7 protein-coding genes are annotated in these 11,925 nt (G+C 65.2%); 1 reads left to right on the top strand and 6 read right to left on the bottom strand.

Annotated features, from left to right (window positions below; translation table 11 throughout):
* Positions 1–70: 70 nt before the first annotated feature.
* The 3 genes from fghA to ACZ9H4_RS12015 form a co-directional block, all read right to left on the bottom strand.
* Positions 71–922, bottom strand: a complete 852-nt coding sequence (gene fghA / locus ACZ9H4_RS12025) for an S-formylglutathione hydrolase (RefSeq protein ID WP_476119139.1) — start codon at positions 920–922, stop codon at positions 71–73.
* 15 nt (positions 923–937) lie between these two features.
* Entirely contained in the window at positions 938–2,044 is a 1,107-nt protein-coding gene (locus ACZ9H4_RS12020; RefSeq protein WP_042321278.1) for an S-(hydroxymethyl)glutathione dehydrogenase/class III alcohol dehydrogenase, read from the bottom strand.
* A 239-nt stretch (positions 2,045–2,283) separates the two neighbouring features.
* Positions 2,284–3,765 (bottom strand): xylulokinase, encoded by a 1,482-nt coding sequence (locus tag ACZ9H4_RS12015; RefSeq protein ID WP_476119136.1) that lies wholly within the window; start codon positions 3,763–3,765, stop codon positions 2,284–2,286.
* A gap of 455 nt (positions 3,766–4,220) precedes the next feature.
* Here ACZ9H4_RS12015 and ACZ9H4_RS12010 point away from each other — a divergent pair, with 455 nt between their 5' ends.
* Positions 4,221–5,630 carry a nucleobase:cation symporter-2 family protein gene (locus ACZ9H4_RS12010; RefSeq protein ID WP_476119134.1) on the top strand — a complete coding sequence of 470 codons (1,410 nt, stop codon included), beginning with the start codon at positions 4,221–4,223 and terminating at the stop codon, positions 5,628–5,630.
* Between the two features lie 153 nt (positions 5,631–5,783).
* Here ACZ9H4_RS12010 and ACZ9H4_RS12005 read toward each other — a convergent pair whose 3' ends face one another.
* From ACZ9H4_RS12005 to ACZ9H4_RS11995, 3 genes are read right to left on the bottom strand one after another with little or no spacing between them, the layout of a single operon-like run.
* Complete coding sequence (locus tag ACZ9H4_RS12005) at positions 5,784–7,358, bottom strand: efflux transporter outer membrane subunit (protein ID WP_476119132.1); 1,575 nt, start codon at positions 7,356–7,358, stop codon at positions 5,784–5,786.
* 1 nt (position 7,359) lies between these two features.
* On the bottom strand, positions 7,360–10,581 hold the full coding sequence (locus ACZ9H4_RS12000) for an efflux RND transporter permease subunit (RefSeq protein ID WP_476119130.1): 3,222 nt from the start codon (positions 10,579–10,581) through the stop codon (positions 7,360–7,362).
* A gap of 18 nt (positions 10,582–10,599) precedes the next feature.
* The gene (locus ACZ9H4_RS11995; RefSeq protein ID WP_408140498.1) at positions 10,600–11,832 is read right to left on the bottom strand and encodes an efflux RND transporter periplasmic adaptor subunit; all 1,233 of its coding nucleotides are present in this window, start codon (positions 11,830–11,832) and stop codon (positions 10,600–10,602) included.
* Positions 11,833–11,925 lie beyond the last annotated feature (93 nt).

The raw sequence follows: 11,925 nt of genomic DNA, 5'->3' as shown, positions 1-11,925 counted from the left end.
TGCCATGCCTCGCCGATGGCGGCAGCGCACCTCCATGCCGCCGCCATCGCCCTCGCGAACTACAACGACATCACCCGAGCAGCACCTCCGCGTGATGCGCGAGATGATCCTCGATGAACGTCGAGATGAAGTAATAGCCGTGGTCATAGCCCGCATGACGACGCAGCGTCAGCGGCTGCCCTGCCGTCCGGCAAGCGGCCTCGAACACATCCGGATTCAACTGCTCGGCGAGGAACTGATCCGCGAGCCCCTGATCGACCAGAATCCCAGCCGCGAACTTGCGGGACGCATGCACGACCAGTTCGCTCGCGTCGTACTGCTTCCACGCCTCGCGGTCATCGCCCAGATAACCGCTGAACGCCTTCTCGCCCCACGGACAGCGCGTCGGCGCGGCAATCGGCGCGAACGCCGACACCGACCGATAGAGCTCCGGATTGCGCAGCGCCAGCATCAACGCGCCGTGACCACCCATCGAATGCCCGAACACGCCGAGGCGCGCGCCATCCACCGGCAGATTCGCGAGCACCGTGTCGCGCAGCTCGTCGCGCACGTACGAGTACATCCGGTAGTGCTTCGCCCACGGCTCCTGGGTCGCGTCGACGTAAAAGCCCGCGCCCACGCCGAAGTCCCACGCCGCGCTTTCGCCCGGCACGCCCGCGCCGCGCGGACTGGTGTCCGGCGAGATCAGCGCGATGCCGTGCTGCGCGGCGAAGCGCTGTGCGCCGGCCTTGATCGGAAAGGTTTCTTCCGTGCAAGTCAGACCCGCGAGATAGAACAGCGCGGGCACCTTTGCGTTGGCCTGCAGAGCCTGCGGCGGCAGAAAGACCGAGAAGCGCATCGGCAAACCGATGGTCTGAGAGTCGTGCCGATAAAACCGCTGCTCGCCCCCATGGCACGCATGCGACGACAATAGTTCAAGCATCGCGACGCTCCCCGTTTAGTACAGCACCACCGAGCGGATCGACTCGCCCTTCTTCATCAGATCGAAGCCCTCGTTGATGCGTTCGAGCGGCAGACGGTGCGTGATGAGGTCGTCGATATTGATCTTGCCTTCCATGTACCAGTCGACGATCTTCGGCACGTCGGTGCGCCCGCGCGCGCCGCCGAAGGCGGAGCCCTTCCATTCGCGGCCCGTCACCAGCTGGAACGGACGCGTGCTGATCTCCTCGCCCGCCGCCGCCACGCCGATGATGAACGACTGGCCCCAGCCCTTGTGCGTACACTCCAGCGCCTGGCGCATCACCTTGGTATTGCCGATGCATTCGAACGAATAGTCCGCACCGCCATCGGTGAGTTGCACGATGTGGTCGACCACGTTTTCGACTTCGTTCGGGTTGATGAAGTGAGTCATGCCGAACTTCTTCGCCAGTTCGACGCGGCCCGGGTTGAGATCGACGCCGATGATCTTGTCCGCGCCGACCATCTTCGCGCCCTGGATCACGTTCAAGCCGATGCCGCCGAGACCGAACACGACCACGTTCGCACCCGCCTCGACCTTCGCCGAATACACCACGGCGCCGACGCCGGTCGTCACGCCGCAGCCGATGTAGCAGATCTTGTCGAACGGCGCGTCTTCACGCACCTTCGCGACCGCGATTTCCGGCACGACGATGTAGTTCGAGAACGTGGACGTGCCCATGTAGTGAAACAGCGGCTTGCCGTCGAGCGAGAATCGCGACGTGGCGTCCGGCATCAAGCCCTTGCCTTGCGTCGAGCGGATCGCCTGACACAGGTTGGTCTTGCGCGACAGGCAAAACTTGCACTGACGGCATTCCGGCGTGTACAGCGGAATCACGTGGTCGCCCTTCTTCAGCGTGCCGACGCCCGGCCCCGTATCGACGATCACGCCCGCGCCTTCGTGGCCGAGAATCGCCGGGAAGATGCCTTCCGGATCGGCGCCCGACAGCGTGTAGTAGTCGGTATGGCAGATGCCCGTCGCCTTCACTTCGATCAGGACTTCACCGGCGCGCGGCCCTTCCAGATCGACTTCCTCGATCGTCAACGGGGCGCCGGCTTTCCATGCGATTGCTGCTTTGGTCTTCATCGTCAATGCTCCTGTGAGTCTGTGAATGCGACGCGCGCCGTGGTTCGTTACATCGCGGCGCGCGGGTGATCCGCGGGTGTTGCGTTGCGCCTGCTGCACGTGATTCGTGCGCGACGCCGGTGGCCGGTGCCGAAGCGGTGACGGCCAGCGGCGCAGGCCGGCTTGCAGCTTAGCGCGCGAAAAGCGTAATGGTATTGCAAAGCGCGTCATCACATTGTCCTGACCGGACATTGCCGCGGCTAGCGCGGCGTCGGGCCGCCGAACCATGTCTCGACGCGGCCATACAGATCGAGAAAGCGCGCATAGCGCGCTTCGAGCGCGGCATCGCCTTGCGGACCCGCGACGCGCGTCGTGCCCGGCGCGAGCGCGGCCAGATCGTCCGCGCGCCAATGGCCGCTCGCCAGGCCGCCGAGCATGGCTGCGCCACGCGGCGCGGCATTCGGACAATCGACCGCATGCAGTTCGACGTTCAGCGCATCGGCGAGCAACTGGCGCCAACGCGCGTCGACGGAACCGCCGCCGGCGAGCTTCAAGGCCGTCACCGTGGCGCCGCTCGCACGAACCGCGTCGAGCCCGGCGCGCAGCGAGAACGCGACGCCTTCGAACGCGGCGCGCATCAATGCGCCGCGTGTGTGATCGAGCGCGAGACCGAGCCAGCCGCCGCGCGCCTGCGGGTTCAGCCATGGCGTGCGCTCGCCTGTGAGGTAAGGCAGGAAGGTCGGGGTGGCGTGGTCGTTGGCAATCCTGCCCGCTTCATCACCGAATGCATCACCGAATGCATCACCGAATGCATCACCGAATGCATCACGATAAGCATCGGCCCATTCATACGACAGCCATCCGCGTGCCCTTTCCAAGGCGATGCCGACGTTTTGCATCGCCGCCATCCGATACCAGTGATCGCTCGCCGCCCGATAGCGATGCAAGCCCTTCACCGCCGCGGGCTCATGCGCGGCGAGCACGACGATCTGTCCGCCGGTGCCGGTGGTGAGCAACGCGTCGCCGTCGTGCGCGAGTCCGCTGCCGAGCGCCGCGCAGGGCGTATCCGCGGCGCCGGTGGCGAGCACGATGCCGGCGCGCAGGCCAAGCGCGCGCGCCGCGCTCTCCGACAACACGCCCCCCGCCGCATACGACGGCGCCAGCGGTGCGAACCATTCGCGCGGTATCCGTAAGCGTTCGAGCAGCGCCGCGTCCCACACGCCGGCGGGATCGGCGAGCGCGGTCGCACATGCGTCGGACGGGTCGGTCGCCACCGCGCCGCCGAGTGCGACGCGCAGCCAGTCCTTCGGTTGCAGCGCCCAACGCGTGCGGCGCGCGGCCTCCGGTTCATGCAGCACGATCCAGCGCAGCAACGGACCGGCCATGCCCGGCGCGACCGGATTCGGCTGCGGCTCGGGCCACGCATCGAGCAGGTCCACCGCGCGCGTGTCGGGCCAGAGCATTGCGGGTCGCACGGCTTCGCCCGCCGCGTCGATCAGCACGACGCCGTGCATCTGTCCGGAAAAGCCGATCGCCTGCACGTCGCGGCGCAAGCCTTCGGGCAAGCGCGCCATCGCATCGCAGAGCGCGCGCCACCATGTCTGCACCGGCGTTTCAGCCCAACCCGCGTGCGGCGTGTCGAGCGCATAAGCGACGCTCGCCACCGCCTGCTCGCGACCGTGTTCGTCGACGATTGCCGCTTTGAGGGAGCCGGTGCCGAGGTCGATGCCGAGAAAACTCATAGGCGATGGGTCGTCAGATGGGTGGGGATTGGACGTATTGAGTGCATGGAGAAGCGACATCGGGCATGCGCGAAACGCGCCAACGTTCACGCTGAAAAACGCCCTGATGCGCACACGAGCACTCGCACCAGAACGCACGCTGAAAATCGCCAATCGCGGGTTAACCCCGCCACGCCGCGAGCCGCATGAAAACAGGACTATGCGCCAGCCGCGATACACCTCATTGATTCTCACATATATCCCGGCGCGCCGGGCACGCGCGGCGAGCGGCCTCGCAGCGCCACTGCCAAGGGCTCACCGCCGATCGGCCATGCACACACCTTTAATTCAGCTTTCAAACGACGCGCGCGCATATCGTCACCGGGAATGCCGGAATAGGCCCCAGTGGTCTTGTTGCACCTTTTCGTCCCCGATACCTTGGAGCCATCCCAAAACAGATGGTGGAGACAGACGATATGCAACCGAACACGGTTCACCCGTGCGACGAGCGACTGCCCGCAGGCCAGTTGCTCACCCTCGGCATTCAGCACGTTCTGGTGATGTACGCGGGCGCCGTCGCGGTGCCCTTGATCGTCGGCGCGGCGCTCCAGCTGCCGAAGGACCAGATCGCCTTCCTCATCAGCGCCGATCTGTTTTCGTGCGGCATCGCCACGCTGATCCAGACGCTCGGGCTATGGATCTTCGGCATCCGTCTGCCGGTCATCATGGGCTGCACGTTCGCGGCCGTCGGTCCGATGGTCGCGATCGGCACGAATCCTTCGCTCGGCATTCTCGACATCTTCGGCTCGACGATCGCGGCCGGCGTGGTCGGCATCCTGCTCGCGCCCGCGGTCGGCAAGCTGCTGCGCTTTTTCCCGCCGGTGGTGATCGGCGTGGTGATCTCGGTGATCGGCCTGTCGCTGATGGAAGTCGGCATCAACTGGGCAGCCGGCGGCGTGGGCAATCCCGACTACGGCAGCCCGGTCTACCTCGGGCTGTCGCTGCTCGTGCTGATGCTGATCCTGCTGATCAACAAATTCGCGCGCGGCTTCCTTGCGAACATCTCGGTGCTGCTCGGCATCGTCGCGGGCTTCGTGATCGCGCTGGCGCTCGGCCGCGTCAACATGGAAGGCGTCACGCTCGCACCGTGGGTCGGCTTCGTGATGCCGTTCCACTTCGGCCTGCCGCACTTCGACCCGCTATCGATCGCGACGATGGTCACCGTGATGTTCGTCACCTTCATCGAATCGACCGGCATGTTCCTCGCGGTCGGCGACATGGTCGATCGTCCGGTCGATCAGAAGACGCTGGTGCGCGGCCTGCGCGTCGACGGCCTGGGCACGCTGATCGGCGGCATCTTCAACTCGTTTCCGCATACGTCGTTTTCGCAGAACGTCGGGTTGATCGGCGTAACCGGCGTGAAGAGCCGCTTCGTCTGCGCGATGGGCGGCGTGATCCTCGTGCTGCTCGGCCTGTTCCCGAAGATGGCGCAGGTGGTCGCGTCGGTGCCGGCTTTCGTGCTCGGCGGCGCGGGTATCGTGATGTTCGGCATGGTTGCGGCGAACGGCATCAAGGTTCTGTCGAAAGTCGACTTCGTGAGGAACCCGCACAACCTGTTCATCGTCGCGGTGAGTATCGGTCTGGGTCTGGTGCCGGTGGTGTCGCCGCACTTCTTTTCGAAGCTGCCGCCGGCGCTGTCGCCGCTCTTGCATAGCGGGATTCTGCTGGCGTCGGTGTCGGCAGTGGTGCTGAACCTGATCTTCAACGGCGTGAAGAGCGAGAAGAAGGCGCAGTGCGAGATTCGCCGCGCGGGGCATGACTTCGACGGACGCGGCGGTGCGGAACCGCAAGGCGACGAGATGCTGCGCACGGTGGATTTGCACTGAGCGTCGCTGCCGCTGACTAGCGCGGTGTGAGCTGCGGCAGCGATAAAAAAACGCCACGGCATGCCGTGGCGTTTTTGTTTGTCCGGCTACGCGAAGCGGCTTCCCTGAATCAGAGACCGCTCCACGCAAGCGCTGGTGAAAAGCTCAACTCAGTCAGCCCGCGCTCGGTGCCGAAGCCGCTACCGGCGCACTGGCTGCGCCGTAGTCGACCGGCGCATCCGCCGGACGCGGCTGCTCGCCGGTATGCTCGATCCAGCCGCCGCCGAGCGCCTGATACAGCGTGACCAGGTTCTGCAGGCGTTCCATGCGCGCGGTCACGAGCGACTGCTGCGACTGGTACAGCGCGGTCTGCGCGGTCAGCACCGCCAGATAGCCGTCGACCCCGTTCGAATACCGCAGGTTCGACAAATCCAGCCGGCGTTGTTCGGCCGACGTATCGCGTTCCAGCGCTTCGATCTGCTGGTCGTAGGTGCCGCGCGCCGCCAGTCCGTCCGCCACTTCGCGGAAGGCCGTCTGGATCGCTTTTTCGTACGTGGCGATCTGGACGTTCTTCTGGATGTTGGCGACATCGAGGCTGGCCTTGAGCTCGCCGCCCTGGAAGATCGGCACCGTAATCGACGGCGCAAAACTCCACGCCGCAGAACCCGCCTTGAACAGACCGCCCAGCGTCGGGCTCAGCGTGCCGACGCTGCCGGTCAGCGTGACCTGCGGGAAGAACGCCGCGCGCGCCGCGCCGATATTCGCGTTGGCCGCCAGCAGATTCTCCTCGGCCTCCATGATGTCCGGCCGACGCGTCAGCAGATCGGACGGCAGACCCGCCGGAATGTCCGTCAGGAGATTCTGGTCGTCCAACGTCATTCCTGGCGGCAGGTCGGCGGGGATCGCCTCGCCGAGCAGCAGCACCAACGCGTTTTCGGCCTGCGCCCGCAGACGCATCTGCGCCTGCAGATTCGCCTTCGCCACCTCGACCACCGTCTGCGCCTGACGCAGATCGAGTTCCGAACCCGTACCGGTATCGAACTGAACCTTGTTGATCCGGTACGACTCGTCCGCGGTCTTCAGCGTGTTCTGCGTGACCTTCAGCAGGTCATCCAGTTCGAGCACCGTCAGATACTGGTTCGCCACCTGCGAGACCAGCGCGATTTCGGCCGCCTTGCGCGCCTGAGTCGTGCCCAGGTAGGTCGCCAACGCCTGATCCTTCAGGCTCTGGATCCGCCCGAAGAAGTCGATTTCCCACGACGCATTCAGACCCACCGAATACGACGAGGTAATCAGCTGGTCGGTGAACGAGAGGTCGCGCGGCGTGCGCGAGCGGGTGCCGGAAGCCGCAGCGTCGAGCGTCGGGAACAGACCGGCGCGCACGATCCGGTACTGCGCCTGCGACGCCTGCATGTTCAGCACCGACACGCGCAGATCGCGGTTGTTCTTCAGCGCGATTTCGATCAGCCGCTGCATGCGCGGATCGACGAAGAAATCGCGCCAGCCGATGTCGGCGGCCGGCTGGCCGTTGGCGCTGCGCGCGCCGGCGGAGCCAGACTGGGCCGCATCCGGCTGGGCCGCATCCGGCTGGGTCGCGCCCGGTTGGGTCGCGCCCGGTTGCGTGTCGTACACGCCACCGGTCGGGAAGGTTGCCGTCACGGGCGCATCGGGGCGCTGATACCGCGGCGCCATCGTGCAACCCGCGGCGAACAACGCGACCGCCACTGCAATCAGAGAATGTTTTTGCATCTCAATGTCCGTCCTTGCCCGAGCCTTCATCAGTCGACCCGCCAGCCGCACCGCCACCTTGCGGATCATGCGGATGGTGCTGTTCGTAGTGTGCGAGCGCCTCATCCGGGTCTTCCTTCTCACCGCCGAACTTCGCGCGAATCACGACGAAGAACATCGGGATCATGAAAATCGCGAGGAAGGTCGCCGTCAACATCCCGCCGATCACGCCGGTGCCGATCGCGTGCTGGCTGGCCGAACCGGCGCCGTTACTGATCGCGAGCGGCATCACGCCGAGAATGAACGCGAGCGAGGTCATCAGAATCGGACGCAACCGCAGACGCGCCGCTTCCAGCGCGGCCTCGATCGGCCCCATGCCTTGACCCTGCTGCAGTTCGCGGGCGAATTCCACGATCAGAATCGCGTTCTTCGCCGACAACCCGACCGTGGTCAACAGACCCACCTGGAAGAACACGTCGTTCTCGAGCCCGCGCAGCGTCGCGGCCAGCAGTGCGCCGATCACGCCGAGCGGCACCACCATGATCACCGAGAACGGGATCGACCAGCTTTCATACAGCGCCGCGAGACACAGGAACACGACGAGAATCGAGATGCCGTACAGAATCGGCGCCTGCGAACCGGACTGGCGTTCCTGCAACGACAAGCCCGTCCATTCGTAGCCGACGCCCGCGGGCAGCTTCGCCACGAGTGCTTCCATCGCCGTCATCGCCTGACCGGTCGACTTGCCCGGCGCGGCCGCGCCCTGGATTTCCACCGACGAGATACCGTTGTAGCGCTCCAGCTTCGGTGAACCAAACGCCCACTCGGTGCTGGCGAACGCGGAGAACGGCACCATCGCGCCGGCGCTGTTGCGCACGAACCAGGCACTGACGTCTTCCGGTTTCATCCGGAAAGGCGCCTCGCCTTGCAGATACACCTTCTTGATCCGGCCATCCGTATCGAGGAAGTTGTTCACGTATGCCGATGCCCAGGCAATCGAGAACGTCTGGTCGATGTCGGACACGGACACGCCGAGCGCCTGCGCCTTCTCGCGATCGATGTTCACCTTGAACTGCGGCGTATCGTTCAGGCCGTTCGGACGCACCTGCGCCAGCGTCGGATCTTTCGCAGCGAGACCCAGCAGCATGTTGCGCGCTTCCATCAGTTTCGCGTGGCCGATACCCGCGCGATCCTGCAACTGGAAGTCGAAGCCCGCAGCCGTGCCGAGTTCAGGAATCGACGGCGGATTGACCGGGAACACCACCGCGGTCTTGTAGCTGGCGAAGTGCATGTAGAGACGCCCGACCAGCGCTTGAACCTTCTGGTCCGCATGCTGGCGCTGCGCGTAGTCCCTCATCCGCACGAACACGAGACCCGCGTTCTGGCCACGGCCGGCGAAGCTGAAGCCGTTCACCGTGAAGGTCGATTCGACAATCGACTTCTCGTCCGTGAGCAGATAGTCCGACACGTCCTTCAGCGCGCGCGCAGTGGTTTCCTGCGTGGAACCCGACGGCGTTTGCACGAGCACGAACATCGTGCCCTGGTCTTCATCAGGCAGGAACGACTTCGGCAGTCTGACGAACAGCAGCCCGACCGCGAAGATCACCACCATGTAGATGATCAGCCAACGACCCGAGCGCTTGATCACGTGGTGCACGCCCGAGTGATACTTGTCGCGGCTCTTGTTGAACGTACGGTTGAACCAGCCGAAGAAGCCGGTGGTCTTTTCGTGGTGCCCTTGCGGAATCGGCTTGAGGATCGTCGCGCACAGCGCCGGCGTCAGAATCAACGCGACCAGCACGGACAGCACCATCGCCGCCACGATCGTCAGCGAGAACTGCCGGTAAATCGCGCCGACGGAACCGCCCGAGAACGCCACCGGTACGAACACCGCCGACAGCACGAGCGCCACGCCGACCAGCGCGCCGGTAATCTGGTCCATCGCCTTGCGGGTCGCCTCTCGAGGCGATAAACCCTCCTCTTGCATCACCCGCTCGACGTTCTCCACCACCACGATCGCATCGTCCACCAGCAGGCCGATTGCCAGCACGAGCCCGAACATCGACAGCGTGTTGATCGAGAAGCCCACGAGACCCATGACCGCGAACGTGCCCAGCAGCACCACCGGCACGGCGATCGTCGGGATCAGCGTGGCGCGCAGGTTCTGCAGGAACAGGTACATGACCAGGAACACCAGCACGATACCTTCGAGCAGCGTCTTGACCACTTCCTCGATCGACAGACGCACGAACGGCGTGGTGTCGTACGGATACTGGACGACCAGACCGTGCGGGAAGTACTTCGACAGTTCGGCGACCTTCGCGCGCACCGCCTTCGCGGTGGCCAGCGCATTCGCGCCGGTGGCGAGCTGAATACCGAAGCCGGCCGTCGGCTGGCCGTTGTACTTGGTGTCGAAGTTGTAGTTTTCGCCGCCCAGCTCGATACGCGCCACGTCGCGCAGACGCACCTGCGAGCCGTCCGTGTTCACCTTCAGCAGGATGTTGCCGAACTGTTCAGGCGTATTGAGCAGCGTCGCCTGCGTGATGGTGGCCTGCAGCACCTGGCCCGGCACCGACGGCGTGCCGCCGAGCGAACCGCCTGCCACCTGAACGTTCTGCGCCTGCAACGCGGTTTCCACGTCGACCGGCGTGAGGCCGAAGTTGTTGAGCTTGTTCGCGTCGAGCCAGACCCGCATCGCGTACTGCGAGCCGAACAGCGTCACCGTGCCCACGCCGTCGATACGGCTGACCGGATCCTGAATGTTCGACGCGACGTAGTTCGCCAGGTCGTACTTGCTCATGCTGCCGTCTTCGGACACGAACGCCATCACCAGCAGGAAGCTGCTGCTCGACTTCGTGACCTTGGTGCCCAACTGCTGCACGGCTTGCGGCAAGAGCGGCGTGGCAAGCTGCAGCTTGTTCTGCACCTGCACCTGCGCGATGTCGGGATTGGTGCCGGCCGCGAACGTCAGCGTGATGGTTGCCGTGCCCGAGTCGTCCGAGGTGGACGCCAGATACAGCAAGTGGTCGAGACCACTCATCTGCTGCTCGATCACCTGCGTGACGGTGTTTTCCACCGTCTTCGCCGATGCGCCCGGGTACGTTGCGCTGATCTGCACGGCCGGCGGCGCGATGGTCGGGTATTGCGCGATCGGCAACGTAAAGACCGACGCGATACCCGCGAGCATCAGAATGATGGCGATCACCCATGCAAAAATCGGGCGATCAATAAAGAACTTTGCCATGAGGCGGGCTCCCTGTTATTACGCGCCCGATGCAGCAGAGGCTGGTTGAGCCGTCTGGGCAGCACCGCTGGCGGCCGGCGCGCCTTGGGCGGCTGCGTCGGAAGCGGGGGTGGCGGGAAGTTGCGCGGCAACTGGCTTGACCTGCTGGCCCGGGCGCGCCTTGTCGGTGCCCTGGACGATCACGCGATCGCCCGGCTTCAGGCCGCCTGCGACCACCCAGTTCGTGCCGAAGGTGCCGGCGGTGACGAGCGAACGCAGCTCCACCTTGTTGTCGGCGCCGATGACGAGCGCGGTCGGCTGACCTTTCTGGTCATGCGTGATGCCGATCTGCGGCACGACGAGTGCGTTCTGGTTGACGCCTTCCTCGATCTTCGCGCGCACGAACATGCCCGGCAGCAGCACCTTGTCCGCGTTCTTGAAGATCGCGCGAACCGTGACCGAGCCGGTGCCCTGGTCGACCGTCACGTCGGTGAACTGCAACTTGCCCTTCTCCGAATAAACGCGGCCGTCTTCGAGAATCAGCGAGACCTGCGCCGCGCCCGGACCGCTCGTCTTCAGGCGCCCTTCCTGCACGTCGCGGCGCAGCTTCAGACCGTCGAGGCTCGATTGGGTCAGGTCCACGTAGACCGGATCGAGTTGCTGGACCGTGGCGAGCAGCGTCGCGGCGCTCGCCTGCACGAACGCGCCCGGCGTGACTTGCGACACGCCGATCTGGCCGGTCACCGGCGACGTCACGTCGGTATAGCCGAGGTTGATCTGCGCGGTGTCGACCGCGGCCTTGCCCGCGGCGACGTCGGCCGCGGCCTGGCCTTGCGCGGCGACCGCGTTGTCGTAGTCCTGCTTGCTGACCGCGTTGGCGGCGACCAGCACCTTGAAGCGGCTGGCCTGCGCGCTGGTCGACACGAGGTTGGCCTGCGCCTTGGCAAGCGTCGCCTTCGCGTTGTTCAACGTCGCGATGTACGGCGCCGGATCGATCTTGTACAGGCGCTGACCGGCCTTCACCTGGCTGCCTTCCGTGAACTCGCGGCGCAGCACGATGCCGTCGACCCGTGCGCGCACCTGCGCGACGAGGAAAGCGCTGGTGCGGCCAGGCAGTTCGGTGACAACCGGCACGGTCGTCGGCTCGACGGTGACGACGCCGACTTCGGGCGTCTGTGGCGGCGGGGCAGATTGTTTTGGTCCGCACGCTGCCAGCAATACGGCAGCCGTCGCGGCACTGATTAAGCGGAATGGAACCCGTTCGACGCGCATGGAGCGACCTCTGTCAAAGACTGAGAATGAAAAAGTGCGCGCATCCCTACCCCGGGGACCGCGGCGCACACATGCGTCTTGCGACGCTTGACC

It is taken from the genome of Paraburkholderia sp. TE9906, from assembly GCF_056279605.1.
Note: the sequence above shows the minus strand (reverse complement) of the source record. Positions and strands in the feature narration are given on the sequence as shown.

Coding starts and splice junctions, on each gene's coding strand:
- fghA (WP_476119139.1), bottom strand. CDS start 922: ATGCTTGAACTATTGTCGTCGCATGCGTGCCATGGGGGCGAGCAGCGG.
- ACZ9H4_RS11995 (WP_408140498.1), bottom strand. CDS start 11,832: ATGCGCGTCGAACGGGTTCCATTCCGCTTAATCAGTGCCGCGACGGCT.
- ACZ9H4_RS12000 (WP_476119130.1), bottom strand. CDS start 10,581: ATGGCAAAGTTCTTTATTGATCGCCCGATTTTTGCATGGGTGATCGCC.
- ACZ9H4_RS12010 (WP_476119134.1), top strand. CDS start 4,221: ATGCAACCGAACACGGTTCACCCGTGCGACGAGCGACTGCCCGCAGGC.
- ACZ9H4_RS12005 (WP_476119132.1), bottom strand. CDS start 7,358: ATGCAAAAACATTCTCTGATTGCAGTGGCGGTCGCGTTGTTCGCCGCG.
- ACZ9H4_RS12015 (WP_476119136.1), bottom strand. CDS start 3,765: ATGAGTTTTCTCGGCATCGACCTCGGCACCGGCTCCCTCAAAGCGGCA.
- ACZ9H4_RS12020 (WP_042321278.1), bottom strand. CDS start 2,044: ATGAAGACCAAAGCAGCAATCGCATGGAAAGCCGGCGCCCCGTTGACG.